The 24,847-nt window shown below is 60.0% G+C and carries 22 protein-coding genes; 9 read left to right on the top strand and 13 right to left on the bottom strand.

Annotation, left to right across the window (positions count from 1 at the left end; genetic code table 11):
* Positions 1–47: 47 nt before the first annotated feature.
* Positions 48–698 carry a 23S rRNA (uridine(2552)-2'-O)-methyltransferase RlmE gene (gene rlmE / locus C5F70_RS29140; RefSeq protein WP_017847417.1) on the bottom strand — a complete coding sequence of 217 codons (651 nt, stop codon included), beginning with the start codon at positions 696–698 and terminating at the stop codon, positions 48–50.
* Between the two features lie 105 nt (positions 699–803).
* Between rlmE and C5F70_RS29135 the strand changes: the two genes are divergently transcribed.
* Complete coding sequence (locus tag C5F70_RS29135; RefSeq protein WP_017139256.1) at positions 804–1,112, top strand: YhbY family RNA-binding protein; 309 nt, start codon at positions 804–806, stop codon at positions 1,110–1,112.
* Between the two features lie 9 nt (positions 1,113–1,121).
* Here C5F70_RS29135 and C5F70_RS29130 read toward each other — a convergent pair whose 3' ends face one another.
* The 8 genes from C5F70_RS29130 to grpE all read right to left on the bottom strand — a co-directional run bounded on the left by C5F70_RS29130 (position 1,122) and on the right by grpE (position 11,588).
* Positions 1,122–1,526, bottom strand: a complete 405-nt coding sequence (locus C5F70_RS29130) for a hypothetical protein (protein ID WP_017847416.1) — start codon at positions 1,524–1,526, stop codon at positions 1,122–1,124.
* Positions 1,527–1,554: 28 nt separating this feature from the next.
* Positions 1,555–2,031 (bottom strand): transcription elongation factor GreA, encoded by a 477-nt coding sequence (gene greA, locus C5F70_RS29125; RefSeq protein WP_017847415.1) that lies wholly within the window; start codon positions 2,029–2,031, stop codon positions 1,555–1,557.
* On the bottom strand, positions 2,028–5,249 hold the full coding sequence (carB, locus tag C5F70_RS29120; RefSeq protein ID WP_017847414.1) for a carbamoyl-phosphate synthase large subunit: 3,222 nt from the start codon (positions 5,247–5,249) through the stop codon (positions 2,028–2,030). Before carB ends, greA begins: the two co-directional genes overlap by 4 nt.
* A gap of 105 nt (positions 5,250–5,354) precedes the next feature.
* On the bottom strand, positions 5,355–6,491 hold the full coding sequence (gene carA / locus C5F70_RS29115) for a glutamine-hydrolyzing carbamoyl-phosphate synthase small subunit (RefSeq protein ID WP_026140083.1): 1,137 nt from the start codon (positions 6,489–6,491) through the stop codon (positions 5,355–5,357).
* Between the two features lie 259 nt (positions 6,492–6,750).
* On the bottom strand, positions 6,751–7,557 hold the full coding sequence (dapB, locus tag C5F70_RS29110; protein ID WP_026140082.1) for a 4-hydroxy-tetrahydrodipicolinate reductase: 807 nt from the start codon (positions 7,555–7,557) through the stop codon (positions 6,751–6,753).
* Positions 7,558–7,567: 10 nt separating this feature from the next.
* On the bottom strand, positions 7,568–8,692 hold the full coding sequence (gene dnaJ, locus C5F70_RS29105; RefSeq protein ID WP_057005459.1) for a molecular chaperone DnaJ: 1,125 nt from the start codon (positions 8,690–8,692) through the stop codon (positions 7,568–7,570).
* A gap of 316 nt (positions 8,693–9,008) precedes the next feature.
* The gene (gene dnaK / locus C5F70_RS29100) at positions 9,009–10,925 is read right to left on the bottom strand and encodes a molecular chaperone DnaK (protein WP_017847410.1); all 1,917 of its coding nucleotides are present in this window, start codon (positions 10,923–10,925) and stop codon (positions 9,009–9,011) included.
* 102 nt (positions 10,926–11,027) lie between these two features.
* A complete protein-coding gene (grpE, locus tag C5F70_RS29095; protein ID WP_017847409.1) occupies positions 11,028–11,588 on the bottom strand; it encodes a nucleotide exchange factor GrpE in 561 nt (186 codons plus the stop codon).
* 254 nt (positions 11,589–11,842) lie between these two features.
* On the opposite strand from grpE, the gene recN reads away from it, so the two are divergent.
* On the top strand, positions 11,843–13,516 hold the full coding sequence (recN, locus tag C5F70_RS29090; protein WP_017847408.1) for a DNA repair protein RecN: 1,674 nt from the start codon (positions 11,843–11,845) through the stop codon (positions 13,514–13,516).
* A gap of 89 nt (positions 13,517–13,605) precedes the next feature.
* On the opposite strand, the gene fur is transcribed toward recN, so the two are convergent.
* Positions 13,606–14,010, bottom strand: coding sequence for a ferric iron uptake transcriptional regulator (gene fur, locus C5F70_RS29085; RefSeq protein WP_026140081.1), 405 nt, complete (start codon positions 14,008–14,010; stop codon positions 13,606–13,608).
* A 98-nt stretch (positions 14,011–14,108) separates the two neighbouring features.
* Between fur and C5F70_RS29080 the strand changes: the two genes are divergently transcribed.
* Entirely contained in the window at positions 14,109–14,636 is a 528-nt protein-coding gene (locus C5F70_RS29080) for an outer membrane protein assembly factor BamE (protein WP_046382038.1), read from the top strand.
* A 63-nt stretch (positions 14,637–14,699) separates the two neighbouring features.
* On the opposite strand, the gene C5F70_RS29075 is transcribed toward C5F70_RS29080, so the two are convergent.
* Positions 14,700–15,002: an RnfH family protein gene (locus tag C5F70_RS29075; RefSeq protein ID WP_104904440.1), complete on the bottom strand. Its 303-nt coding sequence runs from the start codon at positions 15,000–15,002 to the stop codon at positions 14,700–14,702.
* Positions 14,995–15,429, bottom strand: coding sequence for a type II toxin-antitoxin system RatA family toxin (locus C5F70_RS29070; RefSeq protein ID WP_017847404.1), 435 nt, complete (start codon positions 15,427–15,429; stop codon positions 14,995–14,997). The genes C5F70_RS29075 and C5F70_RS29070 overlap by 8 nt, the downstream gene beginning before the upstream one ends.
* 168 nt (positions 15,430–15,597) lie before the next feature.
* Between C5F70_RS29070 and smpB the strand changes: the two genes are divergently transcribed.
* Positions 15,598–16,080 (top strand): SsrA-binding protein SmpB, encoded by a 483-nt coding sequence (gene smpB, locus C5F70_RS29065; RefSeq protein WP_017847403.1) that lies wholly within the window; start codon positions 15,598–15,600, stop codon positions 16,078–16,080.
* Between the two features lie 38 nt (positions 16,081–16,118).
* Here smpB and C5F70_RS29060 read toward each other — a convergent pair whose 3' ends face one another.
* Positions 16,119–16,886 (bottom strand): FCD domain-containing protein, encoded by a 768-nt coding sequence (locus tag C5F70_RS29060; RefSeq protein ID WP_017847402.1) that lies wholly within the window; start codon positions 16,884–16,886, stop codon positions 16,119–16,121.
* A 261-nt stretch (positions 16,887–17,147) separates the two neighbouring features.
* Between C5F70_RS29060 and C5F70_RS29055 the strand changes: the two genes are divergently transcribed.
* The 5 genes from C5F70_RS29055 to C5F70_RS29035 all read left to right on the top strand — a co-directional run bounded on the left by C5F70_RS29055 (position 17,148) and on the right by C5F70_RS29035 (position 24,729).
* On the top strand, positions 17,148–18,842 hold the full coding sequence (locus C5F70_RS29055; protein WP_017847401.1) for a lactate permease LctP family transporter: 1,695 nt from the start codon (positions 17,148–17,150) through the stop codon (positions 18,840–18,842).
* A gap of 136 nt (positions 18,843–18,978) precedes the next feature.
* Positions 18,979–19,803 carry a (Fe-S)-binding protein gene (locus C5F70_RS29050; RefSeq protein WP_017847400.1) on the top strand — a complete coding sequence of 275 codons (825 nt, stop codon included), beginning with the start codon at positions 18,979–18,981 and terminating at the stop codon, positions 19,801–19,803.
* A complete protein-coding gene (locus C5F70_RS29045; RefSeq protein ID WP_104904439.1) occupies positions 19,800–21,251 on the top strand; it encodes a LutB/LldF family L-lactate oxidation iron-sulfur protein in 1,452 nt (483 codons plus the stop codon). Before C5F70_RS29050 ends, C5F70_RS29045 begins: the two co-directional genes overlap by 4 nt.
* A complete protein-coding gene (locus tag C5F70_RS29040; RefSeq protein ID WP_046487594.1) occupies positions 21,251–21,922 on the top strand; it encodes a lactate utilization protein in 672 nt (223 codons plus the stop codon). The genes C5F70_RS29045 and C5F70_RS29040 overlap by 1 nt, the downstream gene beginning before the upstream one ends.
* A complete protein-coding gene (locus tag C5F70_RS29035; protein ID WP_046382032.1) occupies positions 21,919–24,729 on the top strand; it encodes an FAD-binding and (Fe-S)-binding domain-containing protein in 2,811 nt (936 codons plus the stop codon). Before C5F70_RS29040 ends, C5F70_RS29035 begins: the two co-directional genes overlap by 4 nt.
* The last annotated feature ends 118 nt before the right edge of the window (positions 24,730–24,847 follow it).

Below are 24,847 nucleotides of genomic sequence, written 5' to 3'. Positions count from 1 at the left end.
TCGTGACGAAAGCGATATAAAAAAACCTATCGACTCCCCTCAAACCTTCAAAGGCGCTCATCACTCGCTGCACCTTCGATACCGCGGAACCCCCGCGCCAGCAGATATTGCTCGCGAGACCGATCCCGTGAGGAGTCCGGCTTGCGCATCTGCACCTTATCGAACAGCTTGCGGATGTTCTTGTGGTACTCGTCGAAACCCTCGCCCTGGAAGACCTTGACCAGGAAATCACCACCCGGACGCAATACCCGCCCCGCCAGATCCAGCGCCAACTCGCACAGGAACATGGCTCGCGGCATATCAACAGCCGGTAATCCACTCATATTGGGGGCCATGTCGGAAATCACAAGGTCCACCTGCGAATTTCCCACAGCCTGCAGGATCTCAGCTAACACCGCGTCCTGGGTAAAGTCACCATGGACGAAGGTCACATCCGGGATGCTGTCCATCTCCAGGATGTCGGAAGCGATCAACCGGCCTTGCCCGCCAATCAGACGACTGGCCACCTGGGACCAGCCACCCGGGGCGGCGCCCAGGTCGATCACGCTCATGCCGGGACGGAACAGTTTGTCCTTGTCCTGAAGCTCCAGCAGCTTGTAGCTGGCCCGGGAACGGTAGCCGTCCTTTTGCGCCTTTTTGACGTAAGGGTCGTTGAAATGCTCTTGCAGCCACTTAAGGCTAGTTTTGGAACGGGCCACGGGCCACCTCGAAAATAAAACGGGTCGTGATTAACTGGGCGGTCCCGGACTCGCTCGGGTAAACTGGCCGCCGCTTTTTACAAGATCAGACGCAGGGGTCAGATTATGCCGCTCACTCAAGAGCAGAAGAAACAGTACAAATCCATTGGCCACCATCTGAAACCAGTTTTGATCGTGGCCGACAACGGTTTGACTGAAGGTGTGTTAGCCGAACTTGAACGCGCATTGGGCGATCACGAACTGATCAAGATCAAGGTCAACATCCTTGACCGCGAAGCGCGCCTGGCCGCCATTGCAGAACTGTGCAAGGTTGGCAAGGCAGACCTGGTTCAGGTCATCGGCAAGATGGCACTGCTGTATCGCAAGAACTTCAGCGTCAACAAGCAACTGTCGAACGTTCATCGCTTCAAATGACAACAAGGGTCACGGGCGTGCTTCGCGCGCCCCGCCACTCCACCCAGGCGCCGGCTGCATCACCAGCACCAGGCCGGAAAACCCTAGCACAAGATAGCTGAATAGCTGCCAGCGCAACGCTTCCGGCAGCCACACATGCACGATGCAATACATTGCACATGCATACAGCGCCATCAACAGCAGTTGGCCGCGAATATCCCGCCACAAACTCCCCAAGCCTTCGGCCTTGATCAGCACCAGCGCCTGAAGCGTCACGCACGCCGCCGCAAAACCCACCAGCAGCGCACTCAGTAATCCATCGATCTCATCGATCAACAACGGCGCCAGGCCAATCAGGCCCAACGCCGGTAACACGCCAATATGCAACAACCACAGGCCGCCCACCCACAGCATCTGGGCAAACTGCCAAAGCATGGCGCCCGCACGAAGCGGGCGCCGCCTTTCAGACATGGCGAACTTCAACAATCTCGTACTCGATCACGCCACCGGGCGTTTTCACAACCACCACATCACCCTCTTCCTTGGCAATCAAGGCACGGGCGAGTGGCGAACCGACGGAGATCTTGCCGAGTTTGAAGTCAGCTTCGTCTTCACCGACGATGTGGTACACCACGCTTTCGTCGGTTTCGACATTGGCGATTTCCACTGTGGTGCCGAAAATCACTTTGCCGGTGTGCGGGATGGTCGTGACGTCGATGATGACCGCATTCTGCATACGGCCTTCGATGTCACGGATCCGCGCCTCGACCATACCCTGCTGCTCGCGGGCAGCGTGGTATTCGGCGTTTTCCTTCAAGTCACCCAGCTCGCGGGCCGTACCGATGTCCTGGCTCAGCTTTGGACGTACGACCTTGGTCAGATGGGCGTGCTCCTCTTCCAGGGCCTTGGCGCCCCGAACGGTCATTGGGTATTTGATCATGCCTTCAATCCTGCGTGTAGATCCTGCAAGCGACGCACGGTCTTTTCCGGACCGAACTTGAGCGCTTCGCAGATAGCTTCGCCAGCAGCAATGGTCGTGGTGCAGTAGATCTTGTGCTGCAAGGCATTACGACGAATGGAGTAAGAATCCGCAATCGACTGACGACCCTCAGTGGTGTTGATGATCAGAGTGACTTCGTCATTCTTGATCATATCGACCACATGCGGACGGCCTTCCGTCACCTTGTTCACGCGACGCACTTTCAGACCCGCCGCTTCAATCAGCCTGGCGGTCCCGGCGGTGGCCACGATCTCGAAGCCCAAGTTGATCAGATCACGGGCCACGCCTGCAACCAGTGGCTTGTCATCGTCGCGCACGCTGATGAAAGCAGTACCGCCGGTCGGCAGCACTTCGCTGGCGCCCATCTGGGCCTTGGCGAACGCTTCACCGAAGGTATCGCCCACGCCCATCACTTCACCGGTGGACTTCATCTCTGGGCCCAGGATCGGGTCCACGCCAGGGAATTTGGCGAATGGGAACACCGCCTCTTTCACGCTGTAGAAGTTCGGAATGATTTCCTTGGTGAAGCCGATTTCCTTCAGGGTCTTACCGGCCATCACGCGGGCAGCGATCATGGCCAGGGACACACCGATGCACTTGGACACGAACGGCACGGTACGCGAGGCGCGCGGGTTGACTTCGATGACGTAGATGTCTTCGCCTTGCAGCGCCAACTGTACGTTCATCAGGCCGACCACACCCAGTTCCAGGGCCATTTTCTTGACCTGTTCGCGCATCTCGTCCTGGATGTGCAGCGGCAGCGAGTAAGGCGGCAGCGAGCACGCGGAGTCACCGGAGTGAACGCCCGCCTGTTCGATGTGCTGCATGATTGCGCCGATGACCACGTCAGTACCGTCGCAAACCGCATCCACGTCCATCTCGATGGCGCAGTTGAGGAAGTGGTCCAGCAGCACCGGGCTGTCGTTGGACACTTTCACCGCATCACGCAGGTAACGCTTGAGTTCTTCTTCTTCGTAGACGATTTCCATCGCCCGACCGCCCAGTACGTAGGACGGACGCACCACCAGCGGGTAGCCGATCTTGCTGGCCGCACGCAGGGCTTCGTCTTCGCTGCGCACGGTAGCGTTTGGCGGCTGACGCAGGTTCAGGCGCTCGACCATTTGCTGGAAGCGCTCACGGTCTTCGGCACGGTCGATGGCGTCTGGGCTGGTGCCGATGATCGGCACGCCAGCGGCTTCGAGGGCGCGAGCCAGTTTCAGCGGGGTTTGGCCGCCGTACTGGACGATCACGCCTTTAGGCTTCTCGACGCGCACGATTTCCAGCACGTCTTCCAGGGTGACCGGCTCGAAGTACAGGCGGTCGGAAGTGTCGTAGTCGGTGGAAACGGTTTCCGGGTTGCAGTTGACCATGATGGTCTCGTACCCGTCTTCGCGCAGGGCGAGGGCGGCGTGTACGCAGCAGTAGTCGAACTCGATGCCCTGGCCGATACGGTTCGGACCGCCACCCAGGATCATGATCTTGTCGCGGCCCGACGGCGCGGCTTCGCACTCTTCCTCGTAGGTGGAGTACAGGTAGGCGGTGTCGGTGGAAAACTCGGCGGCGCAGGTGTCAACGCGCTTGTAGACCGGGAAGATGTCCAACTTGTGGCGATGAGTGCGCAGGTTTTTCTCAGTCACACCCAGCAACTTGGCCAGGCGCTGGTCGGAGAAACCTTTGCGCTTGAGGCGGAACATGGTGTCGCGGTCGATGCTGGCCAGACCCAGGGTCTTGACCTTCTCTTCTTCCTTGATCAGATCTTCGATCTGCACCAGGAACCACGGATCGATCATGTTCATGCCGAAGATGTCTTCGACGGTCATGCCGGCGCGGAACGCGTCAGCAACGTACCAGATACGCTCGGCGCCCGGCACGGTCAGCTCGCGCTTGAGCACGCTCATGCTTTCCGGATTGCTCAGGTCGAGCTTCTCGTCCAGGCCGCAAACGCCGACTTCGAGGCCGCGCAGGGCTTTCTGCAGGGATTCCTGGAAGGTCCGGCCAATGGCCATGACTTCGCCGACCGACTTCATCTGGGTGGTCAGGCGCGCGTCAGCCTTGGGGAACTTCTCGAAGGCGAAACGTGGCAGCTTGGTCACGACGTAGTCGATGGACGGCTCGAAGGACGCCGGGGTCTTGCCGCCGGTGATGTCGTTCGACAGTTCGTCCAGGGTGTAACCCACAGCCAGCTTGGCCGCGACCTTGGCGATCGGGAAACCGGTGGCTTTCGAGGCCAGGGCCGACGAACGGGACACACGCGGGTTCATCTCGATCACGACCATGCGGCCGGTGTTCGGGCAGATACCGAACTGCACGTTGGAACCGCCAGTCTCCACGCCGATCTCGCGCAGTACCGCCAGAGAGGCGTCACGCAGGATCTGGTATTCCTTGTCGGTCAGGGTCTGTGCCGGAGCAACAGTGATCGAGTCACCGGTGTGTACGCCCATCGGGTCGAAGTTTTCGATGGAGCAGACGATGATGCAGTTGTCCTTCTTATCGCGGACAACCTCCATCTCATATTCTTTCCAGCCGATCAGGGATTCGTCGATCAGCAGCTCTTTGGTCGGCGACAGGTCCAGGCCCCGGGCGCAGATTTCTTCGAACTCTTCACGGTTGTACGCAATACCGCCACCGGTACCGCCCATGGTGAAGGACGGACGGATGATGCACGGGAAGCCCAGGGTCTCGAGGACCGCATTGGCTTCTTCCATGCTGTGGGCGATACCGGAACGCGGGCACGCCAGGCCGATGGATTTCATCGCCTTGTCGAAGCGCGAACGGTCTTCGGCCTTGTCGATGGTGTCGGCGTTGGCACCGATCATCTCAACGCCGAATTTTTCCAGGATGCCTTCGCGTTCCAGGTCGAGGGCGCAGTTCAGGGCGGTCTGGCCGCCCATGGTCGGCAGCAGTGCGTCCGGACGCTCTTTCTCGATGATCTTGGCAACGGTCTGCCACTTGATCGGCTCGATGTAGGTGGCGTCGGCCATGGCCGGGTCGGTCATGATGGTGGCCGGGTTGGAGTTCACCAGGATGACGCGGTAACCCTCCTCGCGCAGGGCTTTACAGGCCTGGGCGCCGGAGTAGTCGAATTCGCAGGCCTGGCCGATCACGATCGGGCCAGCGCCGAGAATCAGGATGCTTTTTATGTCTGTACGTTTTGGCATGGGTTTGTCACTCAAATCCGCAGGTCAGTCGGCAAGCCGTCTTGAACAATCTTTGAAGAGCCTGCGGGGGCCACCGACAGTCGGGGCCGCCCGCAGGCCGCTCAGTCAGCGTCGCTTGGCCATCTCATTGATGAAACGGTCGAACAGCGGCGCTACGTCGTTCGGGCCCGGGCTGGCTTCAGGGTGGCCCTGGAAGCTGAACGCGCTCTTGTCGGTGCGCTCGATGCCTTGCAGGGAACCGTCGAACAGCGACTTATGGGTCGCACGGACGTTGGCCGGCAAGGTCGTTTCATCCACCGCAAAACCGTGGTTCTGGCTGGTGATCATCACTACGCCGGTGTCCAGGTCCTGTACAGGGTGGTTCGCGCCGTGGTGGCCGTGCCCCATTTTCAGGGTCTTGGCGCCGGAGGCCAGAGCGAGCAGCTGGTGGCCCAGGCAGATACCGAACACCGGGATCTCGGTCTCCAGCACGTCCTTGATCGCCTTGATGGCGTAGTCGCATGGCTCAGGGTCACCCGGGCCGTTGGACAGGAACACGCCGTCCGGCTGCAACGCCAGGACGTCGCTGGCAGGGGTTTGCGCCGGCACCACGGTCACGCGGCAACCGCGCTCGACCAGCATGCGCAGGATGTTGTACTTGATGCCGTAGTCGTAGGCCACTACGTGGTAGGGCAGATCAGCGGCGTCGATGGTCGCGTGGCTGTCGGTCTTCAAGTCCCAGACAGTGGAGCGCCAATCGTACTGTTCCTGGGTGCTGACGACTTTCGCCAGGTCCATGCCCTTCAGGCCAGGGAAGCCTTGCGCCGCAGCAATTGCCGCAGCCTCGGAGATATTCTCACCGACCATGATGCAGCCGTTCTGCGAGCCTTTTTCACGCAGGATGCGTGTCAGGCGGCGCGTATCGATACCGGCGATCGCCACAACGTTGTTGGCTTTCAGGTAATCGGACAGCGACATCGTGCTACGCCAGTTGCTCGCAACCAGTGGCAGGTCACGAATCACCAGGCCCGCGGACCAGACGCGATTGGACTCGACGTCTTGCGGCGTAGTACCGGTGTTGCCGATGTGCGGATAAGTCAGGGTAACGATCTGTTGGGCGTAGGAAGGATCGGTAAGGATTTCCTGATAGCCGGTCATGGCAGTGTTAAACACCACCTCTCCAACGGTTTGACCGTCGGCTCCAATGGCTTCGCCGCGAAAAATGCTGCCATCAGCAAGGGCGAGTATGGCTGGCTTAGTCAAGAAGACCTCCCGTAAATAAAGCCTGAAAGGGCGATCGCAGGTTGTAAAAAAGCGGAGTGACGTATGGACACGTCACCCCGCTTCTTCACTGAATTATTCTGCGCGCTTTTAGTGGACACACTAAAGCTGTAGCTTACAGAAAAAGGCTGTTTTGGTCCACCGCTAATGAGCCTTAAAGGCAGGAGAATGCGACAGGACGTCGCTTAGCGGGTAAAAACGGGGCCTTAGGATAATCCCGAGGCCCCATTTTAGCTACTGATTAGTGCAGATCCAGCACATCGCGCATGTCATACAGACCCGGCGCACGCCCATCCAGCCACAGCGCGGCACGCACCGCCCCCTTGGCGAATGTCATGCGGCTGGAGGCTTTGTGCGTGATTTCCAGGCGCTCGCCTTCAGTGGCGAACAGCACGGTGTGATCACCGACGACATCGCCACCACGAACGGTGGCAAAACCAATGGTGTCACGCGCACGCGCGCCGGTATGACCTTCACGCCCGTACACCGCCACCTTCGACAAGTCGCGACCCAGGGCATCGGCGATAGCCTCACCCATGCGCAACGCGGTTCCCGACGGCGCATCGATCTTGTGGCGATGATGGGTCTCGATGATTTCGATATCCGCCTCATCGCCCAGCACGCGCGCCGCCAGATCCAGCAGCTTGAGCGACAGGTTCACGCCCACGCTGAAGTTGGCGGCAAACACGATGGGAATATCCTTGCCCGCCTCGACCAGCAACTGCTTCTGCTCAGCGCTCAAGCCGGTGGTGCCGATCACCATGGCCTTGCCCGCCTTGCGGCAGAACGCCAGGTTTTTCAGCATCACGTCCGGCAGCGTAAAGTCGATCAGCACGTCGAACTCGTCCGCCACCTGCTCCAGGTTGCCGGACAACGACACGCCGATACGCCCCAGCGAAGCCAGCTCACCGGCATCGGCGCCGATCAGCGTACTGCCTGGGCGAACGATCGCCGCGGTCAGACCGGAGGCCGGCGAGCGCTGCTGTACCGCTTCGATCAGGGTTTTACCCATGCGCCCGGCAGCGCCCATTACGGCTATACGTCGCATACTCAATTCCTTACAAGTCGCCGAAGAAGCGCTTCACGCCATCGAAGAAGCCCGTGGTTTTCGGCGAGTGGGAGTCGTCACCCTCCAGCGAACTGCGGAACTCTTCGAGCAACTCGCGTTGGCGACGACCCAGGTTGACCGGCGTTTCCACCGTGACACGGCACATCAGGTCGCCCGCACCGCCACCACGCACCGGCGCCACGCCTTTGCCACGGATACGGAACTGCTTGCCGGTCTGCGTCCCCTCAGGGATCTTGAGCTTGACCCGACCATCCAGAGTCGGAATCTCCAGCTCGCCGCCCAGGGCCGCGTCGACGAAGCTGATCGGCACTTCGCAGAACAGGTGTTTGCCGTCGCGCTGGAAGATCGAGTGCTCGCGCACATTGATCACCACATACAGGTCACCCGTCGGGCCACCCTGAGTCCCCGCCTCGCCTTCGCCCGACAGGCGAATGCGGTCACCGGTATCCACGCCCGCCGGCACTTTGACCGACAGGGTTTTGTACTCTTCGACACGCCCTTCACCGTGGCAGGAATCGCACGGGTCAGAAATGATCTTGCCTTGGCCTTGGCACCGCGGGCAGGTTTGCTGCACCGAGAAGAAGCCCTGCTGCATGCGGACCTGACCGATACCACCGCAGGTCGGGCAAGTGATCGGCGAGGAGCCTTTCTTGGCCCCCGAACCATCGCACGGCTTGCAGTTGACCAGCGTCGGCACGCGGATATTGACGCTGGTGCCGCGCACGGCTTCTTCCAGGTTCAGTTCCAGGGTGTAGCGCAGGTCGCTGCCGCGCTGGGCACCGCCACGCTGACCACCGCGGCCACCGCCGAAGAAGTCGCTGAACACATCGCCGAAAATATCGGAGAAGTTCTGGCCGCCGAAGCCGGCACCGCCGCCACCCATGCTCGGGTCGACGCCGGCGTGACCGTACTGGTCGTAGGCCGCACGCTTGTTGGGATCACACAGGCATTCGTAGGCCTCGTTGGCCTCTTTGAACATTTCTTCGGATTCTTTGTTATCCGGATTACGGTCCGGGTGGTGCTTCATCGCCAGGCGACGGTAAGCCTTCTTCAGGTCCGCCTCGCTGGAACCGCGCTCCACACCCAATACTTCGTAATAGTCACGCTTTGCCATAAGTCTTTGCACTCTTAAGGACGTTCAGCCAGACCCTCCTGAGCCTTGCCGAACTCGTTGAGCCCCAATACAGGCCCGGACCCAACTCACGTCAATTCAACGATCCTGGTCATAACAGCTTTCAGCCAGGGACCCGGCCAAAAACGCGGTGACTGTCGCCGGAAAGCAGGAGCATTCCCGATCACACCGCCAGCATCCGAGCCTTGTCGCATGCTGTAAAAATTCGCATACCCCAGACACGCCAACGCGGGAGCAAGCTCCCGCGCGGCGACATCCTACCAGTCACCGCTTGATAGCGGTCAACCGGCCAAGCAGATTACTTCTGCTCTTTGACTTCTTCGAACTCGGCATCGACAACATCATCGTGCTTGGCTTCAGGCTCTGCCTGATGCGCAGCACCGTCAGCTGGCTGACCTTGCTCGGCGTACATTTTCTGAGCAACCGGCGCGGAGACCTTCGACAGTTCCTCAACCTTGGCTTCGATGGCAGCCTTGTCGTCGCCTTTAACTGCGGCTTCCAGGGCAACCAAGGCCGCTTCGATTGCGGTCTTCTCTTCGGCAGTCACTTTGTCGCCAGCTTCAGCGATCATTTTGCGCGTCGAGTGAACCAGTGCGTCGCCCTGGTTACGGGCAGCCGCCAACTCTTCGAACTTCTTGTCAGCCTCGGCATTGGTTTCCGCATCACGAATCATCTGCTGAATTTCTTCATCAGACAGACCGGAGTTGGCCTTGATGGTGATCTTCTGCTCTTTGCCGGTAGCCTTGTCTTTGGCGCCTACGTGCAAGATGCCGTTGGCGTCGATGTCGAAGGTCACTTCGATTTGTGGCACGCCACGTGGTGCTGGTGGAATCTCGGCCAGGTCGAACTTGCCCAGGGACTTGTTCTGCGCCGCTTGCTTACGCTCACCTTGCAGCACGTGAATGGTCACGGCGCCCTGGTTGTCATCGGCCGTCGAGAACACTTGCGATTTCTTGGTAGGAATCGTGGTGTTTTTCTCGATCAGCGCAGTCATCACGCCACCCATGGTTTCGATACCCAGGGTCAGCGGGCTGACGTCCAGCAGCAATACGTCTTTCACGTCGCCGGCCAGTACCGCACCCTGGATGGCAGCACCCATGGCAACAGCTTCGTCCGGGTTCACGTCTTTACGTGCTTCTTTGCCGAAGAACTCGGTCACCAACTTCTGAACCAGTGGCATGCGGGTCTGACCGCCGACCAGGATCACGTCGTTGATCGCACTCACTTCGATGCCGGAGTCTTTCAGCGCGATGCGGCAAGGTTCGATGGTGCGCTGAACCAGGTCTTCAACCAGCGCTTCCAGCTTGGCGCGCGAGATCTTCACGTTCAAGTGCTTAGGACCGGTAGCGTCTGCAGTGATGTACGGCAGGTTAACGTCGGTCGACTGAGCCGAAGACAGCTCGATCTTGGCTTTCTCGGCAGCTTCTTTCAGACGCTGCATGGCCAGCGGGTCACCCTTGAGGTTCATGCCGCTTTCTTTCTTGAACTCGTCAACGAGGTAGTCGATCAGACGGATGTCGAAGTCTTCACCACCCAGGAAGGTGTCGCCGTTGGTGGCCAACACTTCGAACTGGTGCTCGCCGTCAACTTCCGCGATTTCGATCACGGACACGTCGAAGGTACCGCCACCCAGGTCATAAACGATGACAGTGTGGTCGCCCTTGGCTTTGTCCATGCCGTAGGCCAGAGCGGCTGCGGTTGGTTCGTTGATGATACGTTTTACGTCCAGGCCCGCGATGCGGCCGGCGTCTTTGGTCGCCTGGCGCTGGCTGTCGTTGAAGTAGGCCGGAACGGTGATCACCGCTTCAGTCACGGCTTCACCGAGGTAGTCTTCGGCGGTTTTCTTCATCTTTTTCAAGATTTCAGCCGAGATCTGTGGCGGCGACATTTTCTGGCCGTTCACTTCAACCCAGGCATCACCGTTGTCAGCCTTGGCGATTTTGTAAGGGACCATCTTGATGTCTTTCTGTACGACTTCTTCCTCGAACTTACGCCCGATCAGACGCTTCACCGCGTACAGGGTGTTGTGCGGGTTGGTCACCGCCTGACGCTTGGCCGACTGACCGACGAGGATTTCGCCGTCGTTGGCGTAAGCAATGATCGACGGCGTAGTACGCGCGCCTTCGGCGTTTTCGATGACTTTTGCAACGCCGTTTTCCAGCACGGAGACGCAGGAGTTGGTGGTCCCCAGGTCGATACCGATAATTTTGCCCATGATTTACTCTCCCGAAACTTGAATTTGGATGCCGCAGCAGTGGTGGCTAACTGCGGTAGCACTTAAACGCTTGACTTATAAATGGGGGCCTTGCGGCGTATTTCAAGCCTGCTCATCAATCGAAGGTGAAACCGGTGCAGGCGCCTTGCTGACCACGACCATTGCCGGACGCAGCAGGCGACCGTTGAGCTGGTATCCCTTCTGGAATACTTTCAACACGCTGTTTGGCTCAAGGTCATGACTTTCCTGCATCGCCATGGCCTGGTGATGCTCGGCATTGAACGGCTCGCCGCCTTGCGGATCGACAGCCTCCAACTGATAACGCTTCAGGGTGTCCTGGAACATTTTCAGGGTCAGCTCGATACCTTCACGCATCGGGCGGATGTTTTCGTCATCCGGGTTGGACAACTCAAGGCCGCGCTCCAGGCTGTCGATGATCGGCAACAGATCACCGGCGAATTTTTCCAGCGCGAACTTGTGGGCCTTTTCTACATCCTGCTCGGCACGGCGGCGGACGTTCTGCAGATCGGCGGCAACACGCAAAGATTGATCCTGCGCAGCGGCCAATTGCTCTTCGAGCACTTGCACACGAGTCGCCAGCTCATCACCGGCAGCCGAATTGGCGTCTGGAGTTTGCGTATCCTGCGTCTGTTCGTCAGCCATAGATTTCTCCTTTCAAAATCATGCGCGAACTCAACTCGCGCTTCTGTTCCGGTATATGGGGCCACAATTTCCAGGTTCAAGGGTGCGGGCGTCACCAAAAGTCTTTCATCTGATCCAGATCAATTCCGACCCATTCATTCCTCTTCGCACTAAAAAAAACATCGAAGCAAGCAAATCGAGCTAAGCGCCAGGATTGTCAGCCCGGAACAAAACACTGTATAAATAACCAGACCTAAAGCCTGGGAGCGGCCGTCATGCTCGTGCACCTGTCCGTACATAACTACGCCATCGTTGAACATCTGGATCTCGAACTGGATCGCGGGATGAGCGTAATCACAGGCGAAACCGGCGCCGGCAAGTCGATCATGCTCGACGCCCTCGGCCTGACCCTGGGCGACCGCGCCGACAGTGGCGTGGTACGCCCCGGCGCAGACAAAGCCGACATCCTGGCGACCTTCGACCTGGCGGACATCCCCGAAGCCGAAGCCTGGCTTGCCGAGCGCGACCTTAATAATGAAGGGCCGTGCATCCTGCGCCGGGTCATCACCGCCGAAGGCCGCTCCCGTGGCTACATCAACGGCACGCCCTGCCCGCTGGGTGACTTGAAGGCCCTGGGCGAGCTGCTGATCGATATCCACAGCCAGCACGAACACCAATCCCTGCTCAAAACCGACACCCATCGCCGCCTGCTCGATGAATACGCCGGCGCCACCGACCTCGCCCGCCAGGTCCAGCTCGCCGCCCAACGTTGGCGCCAGACCCGCCTGGAACTGGAGCGTCTCTCCAATTCCGGCGACGAGCAACGCGCACGCCACCAATTGCTCAGCTATCAACTCGAAGAGCTCGAAAGCCTTGGCCTCGGCGAAAGCGAGCTGGAACAGCTTGAGCAGGAACACAAGAACCTCACCAACGCCGAAACCCTGCTGGGTATTTGCCGCCAGGTGGTGGAGCAATGCAGCGAGAGCGACTCGGGCAATGTGCTCAATGCACTGACCGTCAGCCTCAATCGGCTGTCCAGCGTGAACAATGCGTCCGGCTCGCTGAATGAAGCCACGACCTTGCTGACCAGCGCGCAAATTCAGGTAGAAGAAGCCGTAGGCGAACTGAACCGCTTCCTCGATCACTTCGACGCCGACCCGGCACGCCTGCAGGAAATAGAAGAACGCCTGGACACCATCTACACCCTGGCGCGCAAACATCGGATCCAGCCGACTGAAGTGGCAACGATGCAGCAGAAGCTGCTGGATGAAATCGAAACCCTGAACGCGAATGACGAGTCCATTGAGCGCCTGGGCGACGAGCTGGCTTCTTTCGCCCGCCATTACCAAGAGAAGGCCCGCGAACTGAGCGATCTGCGCCATCAAGCCGCCACGAGCCTGGCCGGCGCGGTCGAGCAGGAAATCCAGCGCCTCGGCATGCCCGGCGGCCGCTTCACCATCGAACTGCACAGCAATACCAGCGCCGAACTGCAGCCCCACGGCCTGGAACAGGTAGAACTGCTGGTCAGCGCCAACCCAGGGCAGCCGCTCAAAGCGCTGGCAAAAGTCGCCTCCGGGGGCGAACTATCGCGGATCAGCCTGGCGATTCAGGTGATCACCGCCCAAACCTCACGGGTTCCGACGCTGGTCTTTGACGAGGTAGACGTTGGCATTGGTGGCCCGACCGCAGAAATTGTCGGCCAACTGCTGCGTCGCCTGGGGGATCGCGGCCAGGTGCTGACGGTTACCCACTTACCGCAAGTAGCCGCCCAAGGGCATCAGCATTTGTTTGTACACAAAGTACGCGGCAGCGATGCGACACACACGGCGGTGTCCAAGCTGAACAAGTCGGAACGCGTGGAGGAAGTCGCGCGCATGCTCGGCGGCATCGACCTGACCAAGGAGTCCCTGGCCCACGCGAAGAAAATGGTGGTGGCGGCGAAGGCCTGACCAAACCGGCAATTTTCTCTCTGTAGAAAGCACGAAGGCGACCCGGGGGTCGCCTTCAATCGTTCCGCAGAGCGAATCTGCGTCGATTTTTACTTTTTCTTACGTACGTAAAGAACCAAATTGTGGTCCGACAGATCGTAGCCATGCTCCTCGGCAATTGCCTTCTGCAGCCGCTCGATTTCCGGGTTGGTGAATTCGATAACCTCACCAGTGTCCACGTCGACCATGTGGTCGTGATGACCACCATCAGCCAATTCGAACACTGCGTGACCGCCGTCGAAATTATGACGAACCACCAGCCCCGCGGCTTCAAACTGGGTCAGCACGCGGTAAACCGTGGCCAGGCCAACGTCCTCATTGGACTCCATCAGCGCCTTGTAAACATCCTCGGCACTCATGTGGCGCTGCTCAGCAGAATCGAGCATTTGTAGAATCTTGACGCGTGGCAGAGTCACTTTAAGACCGGCTTTGCGTAGTTCGCTATTTTCAACCATGGTTAGCTTTCTCGCGGATGCTGCTTCGCAGCTTCTCTTAATACGGGTATGATCGGCGTTTACGTTGTCCCAGCCAAGATAGTGGAAGTCGCCCACCGATGCAAAACACCAAGCTCTTGCTAACCAGTTTCACCTTTGTGGGACTGCTCGCACTCGCCGGTTGTTCATTCCCCGGGGTTTACAAAATCGACATCCAGCAGGGCAATGTCGTCACGCAGGACATGATAGACCAGTTACGCCCGGGAATGACCCGACGGCAAGTACGGTTTATTATGGGTAACCCCCTGCTGACTGACACTTTCCATGCCGATCGCTGGGATTATCTCTACAGCATCCAGCCTGGGGGCGGTGAACGCCAACAGGAACGCGTCAGCGTCATCTTTAATGGCAATGATCAACTGGTCAGTCTGTCCGGCGATTTCATGCCCGGCGTAAGCCGCGATGAAGCCTTGCTGGGCAAGGATAACGGCACCAACGTGACTGCGCCTGCGCAGGAAGCCGAGAAGCCGAAATCCGAAGTACCGGCCAAGCCTGGCTCATTGCTCGACAAGATCCAGAAAGACGTCGACCGCGTACAAACAGTTCCAGTCCCGACGCCACAGCCTCTGGACACCAGCCCGCAGTAAGTTTGCGACGCTCGATAAAAAGCCCGGCATGCCGGGCTTTTTGTTGCCTACAGATTCGCCGGCCTATGAACGCTGTTGCTTGGCCAACGCCGCCTTGGCCGCACGCAGCCGCCGCACTTCTTTGGGGTCGGCCAGCAGCGGGCGGTAGATCTCGATACGATCACCTGACTGCACGGTGCAGGTATCGGGGTCGACCACTGCCTTACCGAATACCCCCAACGGGCAATCAGCAAGGTTCACCTCAGGAAAGTGCGCAGCAATCCCCGACGCCTGCACCGCAACCCGCAGGCTCGTACCCGCTGGCACCGCAACCGCTACCAACACCTGGCGATCCACGCCGGCATACACCACTTCAATCTCAACCATGCAGTTGCTTGGCTCGCTGACAGAATGCGTCGACCAGGGTATTGGCCGCCTGATTGAACAAAGGCCCCAGCGTCGCCCGCACAATGGGCCCCGCATAATCGAAAGACAGATCCAGGCTGATCTTGCAGGCTTTCTCGGTCAACGCCTTGAACACCCAGACACCATGCAATTGGGTAAACGGCCCTTCCTGCAGATTCATTTCAATGGACTTGCCCGGCACCAGGACATTGCGTGTCACAAAGTGCTGGCTGAGCCCCCCCTTGGCCACCCCGACACTGGCAACCATGTGCTCATCACCGCCTTCCAGCACCTCGGCGGTCGAGCACCAAGGCAGGAATTCCGGGTAACGCGCCACGTCGTTGACCAGGTCATAAAGCACCTGGGCCGGATAGGGCAGCAGGGCCGAACGTTGAATATGCGTCGTCATGTGAGCGTTATTTCCACAGCTGAGCGGCAAACATCGCGAAAGAACAACCCGATCCGCGAGAGAGAAAAACCAAAGAACTGCCGGTATTGTCCGGGATTCGTCCAACACGCTCAAGCACGCAGGTTGACCGTAGCCGACACGCTCGCAACGCCCTATAATGCCGCCCCTATGGCTAAACAAAAGAAACACCCCACAGGGACCATCGCGCAGAATAAAAAAGCGCGACACGATTACTTCATCGAACATCGGTTCGAGGCTGGTCTGGTCCTGGCCGGCTGGGAAGTAAAAAGTCTGCGTGCCAGCAAGCTGCAACTGGTCGACAGCTATGTGCTGCTCAAGGATGGCGAGGCATGGCTGCTCGGCAGTCATATCACCCCGCTGACCACCGCGAGCACGCATGTGATTGCCGACCCGGTACGCACACGCAAGCTGCTGCTCAATGCCCGCGAACTGGACAAGCTCGCCGCCGCCGTACAGCAGAAAGGCTATGCCTGCGTCTGCCTGTCCTGGTATTGGAGCAAGCATCTGGTCAAGTGCGAGATCGCACTGGGCAAAGGCAAGAAGGAATACGACAAGCGTGACACCGAGCGCGAGCGCGATTCCGATCGCGAACTGCATCGCGCCGTGCGCAACAAGGGCAAGGAAGAATAATCCTTGTGCCGCTGTAGCCTAGGGCGCTTGGCCCCTGGCTACATGCCCTTGCGCCGCGCCGCCCGGGCCACGCGCTGAACTTCCTGACGTACTTCCTCCAACACCTCCTGCACATACAACAGGTGACGTGTTGAGACTTCCCGCGCTTGCTCGGCCCGCCCCTCGATGATCGCCAGGTACAAATCCCGGTGCTGACTGATCAGCATATCTCGGGTTTCCGTGCGCTGCTGGTACATGCCGCCAATGTTGGTCACCACGTTCCGCTTGAGCAGGTCGAACAACCCGCGGATGGTGTGCAACAGCACAGCATTGTGGCTGGCCTCGGCAATGGCCAAGTGAAACCGCGCATCCGCGGCCCCCTCCTCTGCGCGACTGACCTTATCGTCGCGCGCGTAACAATCCTGTAGCGCTTCAAAGGCCGCCGTCAGCCGCTCACGGTCGACTTCGGTAGCGCGCAATGCCGCGTAATAGGCACAGGACGCTTCGAGGGTTTGACGAAACTCCAGCAAATCACGCTGAGCCTCGGGATTGTTTTCCAGCAGGTGCAACAACGGATCGCTGAACGTCGAGCCCAACGAATCAGACACATAATTTCCACCGCCCTGGCGACTGACCAGCAACCCCTTGGCCGCCAGTTTCTGAATCGCCTCACGCAGCGAGGGGCGCGAAACGCCGAACTTTTCAGCCAACGCGCGCTCGGCCGGCAAGCGCTCGCCCGATTTCAGCGTGCCCTCAAGGATCATGCCCTCAAGCTGCTCGACAATATCGTCAGACAAACGGCGCTGACGCACCTGATCAAACCCCATAACTCTCTCTCCACGATCCCGACCACTCGCCGGGGCCTCTATTCTGGCCTATCGCAACGCTTGCAGCACCCATCAGAACATCTTCGATTGATGCGATCAGAGCGCCCGCCCTCCCGCTTAAGACCAAAGTTTCGCAGGCGGCAAATTGACACATCCCTGCCTAGGCTTTTACTCTAGCCAACAGCGGCTGTAAATTGGTATTACCAATTATCCAAGCCGACTAAAATGTGCCTGACCAACAACAATTAGGGGCCACCCCATATGCAAACCTGGCAACAGCTCTACAGCCCGCTCGGCAGCCTCGGCCTGTCCGCACTGGCCGCCGTTATTCCAATCGTATTTTTCTTCCTGGCTCTGGCCGTGTTTCGCCTTAAAGGCCACGTCGCCGGCAGCATCACGCTGGCGCTGTCGATCCTGGTGGCGATCTTTGCCTTCCAGATGCCGGTGGACATGGCACTGGCCGCTGCCGGCTATGGCTTTGCCTACGGCCTGTGGCCCATCGCCTGGATCATCGTCGCTGCGGTATTTCTCTACAAACTGACGGTCAAGAGCGGCCAGTTCGAGATCATCCGCAGCTCGGTACTGTCGATCACCGACGACCAACGCCTGCAGGTCTTGCTGATCGGCTTCTGCTTCGGCGCCTTCCTGGAAGGTGCCGCCGGCTTTGGTGCTCCCGTGGCGATTACCGCCGCGCTGCTGGTCGGCCTGGGCTTCAACCCGCTGTACGCCGCCGGCCTGTGCCTGATCGCCAACACCGCGCCCGTCGCCTTCGGTGCCCTCGGGATTCCGATCATCGTCGCCGGGCAAGTGACCGGCATCGACGCGTTCAAGATCGGCGCCATGACTGGTCGCCAATTGCCACTGCTGTCGCTGTTCGTTCCGTTCTGGCTGGTGTTCATGATGGACGGCCTGCGCGGCGTGCGCGAAACCTGGCCGGCCGCCTTGGTGGCAGGCTTGAGCTTTGCCATCACCCAATACTTCACCTCCAACTTCATCGGCCCGGAACTGCCGGACATCACCTCGGCCCTGGCCAGCCTGGTTTCCTTGACTCTGTTCCTGAAAATCTGGCAACCCAAGCGCACCGCCGGCGCGCAGATTGCCGGTGCGACCTCCAGCGCAACGATCACCGCCAGCGCCGGCGGCTTCGGCCTGCCACGCAGCACTGTCGCTTCGCCCTACAGCCTGGGGCGAATCTTCAAAGCCTGGTCGCCGTTCCTGATCCTGACCGTGCTGGTGACCATCTGGACCCTCAAGCCCTTCAAGGCGATGTTCGCCGCAGGCGGCTCGATGTACAGCTGGGTGTTCAACTTTGCGATCCCGCACCTGGACCAACTGGTGGTCAAGGTTGCGCCTATCGTGACCAACCCGACGGCCATCCCCGCGGTATTCAAACTGGACCCGATTTCAGCGACCGGCACTGCGATTTTCTTTTCCGCGCTGATCTCGATGCTGGTATTGAAGATCGACATCAAAACTGGTCTTACCACTTTAAAAGAGACCTTCTACGAACTGCGCTGGCCGATCCTGTCCATCGGCATGGTGCTGGCGTTCGCGTTCGTCACCAACTACTCGGGCATGTCCTCGACCATGGCATTAGTCCTGGCCGGCACCGGCGCAGCCTTCCCGTTCTTCTCGCCGTTCCTCGGCTGGCTGGGGGTTTTCCTGACAGGCTCCGACACCTCGTCCAACGCCCTGTTCAGCTCGTTGCAAGCCACCACCGCCCACCAGATCGGTGTCAACGACGTCCTGCTGGTCGCGGCAAACACCAGCGGCGGCGTGACCGGCAAGATGATTTCGCCGCAATCGATCGCTGTGGCCTGCGCCGCTACCGGGCTAGTCGGCAAGGAATCCGACCTGTTCCGCTTCACCCTCAAGCACAGCCTGTTTTTCGCCACCATCGTCGGGCTGATCACACTGGCCCAGGCCTACTGGTTCACCGGCATGCTGGTGCATTGAGACCACAGGTAATCACGCAATAACCGACGCCGAACCGCGATTTCGGCGTCAGCTCTCCACAACCCCTCTGCCGGGCCGCTGAACACGCTGCGGCCCTGACGGACGGACAACCGGGACCACCCGGAGAACGCGCCTGATGAGCGAGCTTTTTTACAACGCCGTGCCGAATGCCACCCGTGTCGCGCCGCCTCTGGCCGAGCCTCGCGAATACCCCCACGAAAAACCGCAGAAGGTCTACCTGTTCGGCACCTGCGTGGTCGATCTGTTTTATCCCGAAGCCGGCATGGACGCGATCCACCTGCTGGAACGCGAAGGGATCTGCGTGGATTATCCCCAAGGGCAAAGCTGCTGCGGGCAACCGGCCTACACCTCGGGCTATACCGACCAGGCCCGACAAGTGGCACGCGCGCAACTGGCGCTGTTCGCCGGCGACTACCCGGTGGTGGTGCCATCCGGCTCCTGTGCCGGCATGTTACGTGAGCACTACGCCGACCTCTTCAAGGACGAACCCGACACCCTCAAACAGGTGCAGGCCCTCGCGGCCCGGACTTATGAGTTGGCGGAGTTCCTGTTGTTCGTGTGCAAGGTGCAACTCAACGACAGCGGGGCGCCGATCAAGGTCGCCCTGCACACGTCGTGCTCCGCGCGTCGGGAAATGAACACCCACCTTCACGGCCGCGAACTGCTGGCCCAATTGCGCAATGTCGAACGCGTCGACCACAGCCACGAAAGCGAATGCTGTGGCTTTGGTGGGACGTTCAGCGTGCGTATGCCAGACATTTCCGGCGCAATGGTGGCCGACAAGACCCGAGCCTTGCAGGACTCCGGCGCCCATCAAGTACTGAGTGCTGATTGCGGTTGCCTGATGAACATCAATGGCGCCCTGGAGAAACAACAGGCGGCCTTACGCGGGCAACACCTGGCCAGCTTTCTCTGGCAACGCACCGGGGGTGAACGATGAACGCCGCGCTGATTCCCACCGTCGAGGTGTCGGAAGACTTCCGCACCCGCGCCCACCAGGCACTGGGCGACGCGCAACTGCGAAACAACTTTCGCAATGCGATGGATTCCCTGATGAGCAAACGGGCGGCGTCTTTCAGCGACGCCCACGAACGCGAACACCTGCGCGCCCTCGGTAACGCGGTGCGCGCCCGCGCCCTGTCGAAGCTGCCCGACCTGCTCGAACAACTGGAAGCCAACCTGACCCGAAACGGCGTGACCGTGCATTGGGCAGAAACGGTTGAAGAGGCCAATGCGATCGTGCTGTCGATCATCCGCCGGCGCGAAGCCAAGCAGGTGATCAAAGGCAAATCCATGGTCAGCGAAGAGATGGAGATGAACCACGTACTCGCCGCCCAAGGCATCGAATGCCTTGAGTCCGACATGGGTGAGTTTATTGTTCAACTCGACCACGAGAAGCCGTCCCACATCATCATGCCGGCGATCCACAAGAACGCCAGCCAGGTCGCGTCGCTGTTCCACGAAAAACTCGGCGTGGAGTACACCAAGGATGTCGACCAGTTGATTCAGATTGGTCGCCGCGTGCTGCGGGAAAAGTTCTTCGAAGCGGATATCGGCGTGTCCGGCGTCAACTTCGCCGTGGCCGAAACCGGCACGCTGCTGCTGGTGGAAAACGAAGGCAACGGGCGTATGTCGACCACAGTGCCACCCGTGCATATCGCCGTGACCGGCATCGAGAAGGTCGTGGAAAACCTACGCGACGTGGTGCCGTTGCTGTCGCTGCTGACCCGCTCCGCGCTCGGTCAGCCGATCACCACCTACGTCAATATGATCTCCGGCCCGCGCAAGGCCGATGAGCTCGACGGCCCCGAAGAAGTCCACCTGGTGCTGCTGGACAACGGACGCAGCCAGGCGTTTGCCGACAGCGAATTGCGTCAGACACTCAACTGCATTCGCTGCGGCGCCTGTATGAATCATTGCCCGGTGTATACCCGAATCGGTGGCCATACCTACGGCGAGGTCTACCCCGGCCCTATCGGAAAAATCATCACACCGCATATGGTCGGCCTGGCAAAAGTACCGGACCATCCCAGTGCGTCTTCGTTGTGCGGTGCTTGTGGAGAAGTGTGTCCGGTAAAAATTCCGATCCCGGCCTTGCTGCGCCGTCTGCGGGAAGAGAACGTAAAAGCGCCGGATAGCCCACACCCCGTGATGCGCGGCCAAGGCAGCAAGTATTCGCGCCAGGAACGGTTCATCTGGAACGCCTGGGCCAATCTCCACAGCTCACCGACGCTGTACCGCCTGTTCACATTCGCCGCCACGCGCCTGCGCGCCCTCGTACCGAACAACGTCGGGCCATGGACGCAAAACCATAGCGCGCCTAAACCCGCCGCCCGTTCGCTGCATGACCTGGCACGCGAGCATTTGGCCAAACAGGGAGCGCGTTGATGAGCGCCAAGCAAAATATCCTCGGCAAATTGCGCCACAGCCTGACGGGCACAACACCAGTGCCCGACAACTTCGATGAGACCCTGGTCACACAGATCTACACCTACCCGCCAGAACAGCGCATCGCACAATTGCGCAAGCTGATGGAGGCGGTGCATACCGAGATCCACCTGACCCGCGGCGCCGAATGGCCAGCTTTACTCGCGCAGCTGCTGCAAAAACGCGAGCTGCCCAGCCTGCTCATCGCGCCGACAACCGAGCATGGGCGGCGCATCACCGAGCACTGGTCGAACCATCCGCAATTGCCGCAGCTCAAAGCCTACGACCGCCCTGTGGAAGAATGGAAAGCCGAGCTGTTTAATGACACACCGGCCAGCCTGACCACGACCCTCGGCGCCATCGCCGCCACCGGTAGCCTGATTCTGTGGCCCACGCGGGAAGAACCGCGACTGATGAGCCTGGTGCCGCCGGTACACTTTGCACTGCTCAAGGCCAGCGAGATTTACGACAACTTTTATCAGGTCCAGCAGCAATTCGCCTGGGCCCAAGGCATGCCCACCAATGCCCTGCTGGTGTCCGGCCCGTCGAAGACCGCTGACATCGAACAAGTTCTGGCTTATGGCGCCCACGGTCCGAAGGACCTGGTGGTGCTGATCCTGGAGGACCAATGAGTCTGCCTGCCGCTTTCCTTGCTGACGTCGCACAGCTGATCCCGAAAATTCGTCGCTTCGACGACCCACTTTCCACCTTGGCATTTGGCACAGACGCCAGTTTTTACCGACTGATCCCACAGCTGGTGATTCGCGTCGAGTCGGAAGACGAAGTCGTGGCGCTGCTGAAACTGGCCCAGCGCGATCATGTTCCGGTGACCTTCCGCGCAGCGGGCACCAGCTTGTCCGGGCAGGCCATCAGCGATTCGGTGCTGATCGTACTGGGGGACAACTGGAACGGCCGCGAAATTCGTGGGCAAGGCACGCAGATCCGCCTGCAACCCGGCGTGATCGGTGCCCAGGCCAACGCCTGGCTGGCGCCATTCGGGCGCAAGATCGGGCCGGATCCGGCGTCGATCAACGCCTGCAAAATCGGCGGCATCGTCGCCAACAATGCCAGCGGCATGTGCTGCGGTACGGCGCAAAACACCTACCACACCCTGGCCGGGATTCGCCTGGTGCTGGCCGACGGCAGCCGCCTGGACACCGAAGATGCCGCCAGCGTCGCGGCATTTCGTCAGCAGCACGGCGCGCTGCTTGAACGCCTGGCCACACTCGGGCGGGAGACGCGGGCAAACGCTGAACTGGCCGCCAAAATCCGCCACAAATACCGTCTGAAAAATACCACCGGCCTGTCACTCAACGCCCTGGTGGATTTCGATGAGCCGCTGGATATCCTCAGCCACCTGCTGGTGGGCTCCGAAGGCACCCTGGGCTTTATCAGCGCAGTGACTTACGACACCGTCATCGACCACCCGAACAAAGCCTCGGCGCTGATCGTATTCCCCGATGTCGAGACCTGCTGCAATGCGGTGACCGTCCTGAAAACCCAACCGGTCTCAGCGGTTGAGCTGCTCGACCGACGCAGCATGCGTTCGGTGCAGGACAAACCCGGCATGCCCGCCTTCGTACAACATCTATCGGAAAATGCCTGCGCACTGTTGATCGAATCCCGTGCGGCATCGCCCTCTTTGCTCCAGGAGCAACTGGCGCTGATCATGGCGTCCCTGGCGGCGTTCCCGGTGGAAAAACAGGTCGACTTCACCGAAGACCCGGTGGAAAACGCCCGCCTGTGGGCGATCCGCAAAGACACCTTCCCCGCCGTCGGCGCCGTGCGCAAAACCGGCACCACGGTGATCATCGAAGACGTGACGTTCCCGGTCGAGCAGTTGGCCATCGGCGTTAACCGTTTGATCGAGCTGTTCGACAAACACCACTACGACGAAGCCATCCTTTTCGGACACGCTCTGGAAGGCAATCTGCACTTTGTGTTCACCCAAGGCTTCAACAGCAGCGAAGAAGTCGCACGCTACCAAGCGTTCATGGACGACGTCGCCCAACTGGTGGCCGTAGAGTTTGGCGGCTCACTGAAAGCCGAGCATGGCACCGGCCGCAACATGGCGCCGTTCGTCGAGCTGGAATGGGGCAGCGACGCCTATCAACTGATGTGGCAACTCAAACGCCTGCTCGACCCCAACGGTATTCTCAACCCGGACGTGGTGCTCAGCGAAGATCCGCAGATCCACCTTAAACACCTCAAGCCGCTGCCTGCCGCCGACGAGCTTGTGGATAAGTGTATCGAGTGCGGTTTCTGCGAGCCGGTATGCCCGTCGAAAGGCCTGACCTTGAGCCCGCGCCAGCGCATCGTGATCTGGCGCGATATCCAGGCGAAGAAACGCGCCGGCATCGACACCACTGAACTGGAAACGGCCTACCACTACCAGGGCATCGACACCTGCGCCGCCACCGGGTTATGCGCCCAGCGCTGCCCTGTGGGAATCAACACCGGCGACTTGGTGAAAAAACTCCGGGCCCGCGACGCCGACCATACAAAAACCGCCGAATGGTTGGCCACCCACTTCGCCACTGCGCTACAAGGCGCGCGCTTTACCCTGCACGTCGCCAACGGCGCACGCATGCTGTTGGGCGCACCGCGCCTGGCCAAGTTGTCGGCCACAGTGAGCAAGTTGTCCAAGGGACAAATCCCACAATGGACCAACGCCATGCCGCAACCGGAAAAAGCCATTCGCTTCAGCCCGGCAGTGACCGATGAGCGGCCACGCGTGGTCTACCTCGCGGCATGCGTCTCACGCGCCATGGGCCCGGCGGCTGGCGATAAAGAGCAAACGTCGCTGTACGACAAAACCCGCGGTCTGCTGGAAAAAGCCGGCTACCAAGTCGTCTTCCCCGACAACCAGGACAACCTGTGCTGCGGCCAGCCTTTCGCCTCCAAGGGCTATGCCGAACAGGCCGAACACAAGCGCCAGGAACTGATCGGCGCCTTGCTCCACGCCAGCCGCGGCGGCCTCGACCCGATCTACTGCGACACCAGCCCCTGCACCCTGCGCCTGGTGCAAGACCTGGGCGAAACACGCCTGGACCTGTACGACCCGGTACGATTTATCCGCACACACCTGATGGACCGCCTCGACTTCATACCGCAGGAAGCACCGATCGCCGTACACGTCACTTGCAGCACCCAGCACCTCGGGGAAAGCCAGGCCCTGATCGACCTGGCCCGCCGCTGCGCGAAAACCGTGGTGATCCCGGAAGGCATCCACTGCTGTGGTTTTGCCGGCGACAAAGGCTTCACCACCCCGGAACTCAACGCCCACTCCCTGCGCTCGCTGAAAGACGCCGTGCAATATTGCAGCGAAGGCATCTCCACCAGCCGCACCTGCGAGATCGGCCTGAGCCAGCATGGCGGCATCGATTACCACGGGCTGGTCTACCTCGTGGACCGCGTAACCCGACCGAGGGCGCACTAATCCTGCACAAAAACAGAACCCCTGCGCGGCGACGTAGTCATCTGCATAGGCCTCGGCGATCGAGGCTCATCAGTGATGTCGCTGGCAGCCCTTGAACGCCAGCAGCGTCGAGCCCTTT

The sequence above is a fragment of the Pseudomonas sp. LH1G9 genome, assembly GCF_002949975.1.
Lineage (GTDB): Bacteria > Pseudomonadota > Gammaproteobacteria > Pseudomonadales > Pseudomonadaceae > Aquipseudomonas > Aquipseudomonas veronii.
Note: the sequence above shows the minus strand (reverse complement) of the source record. Positions and strands in the feature narration are given on the sequence as shown.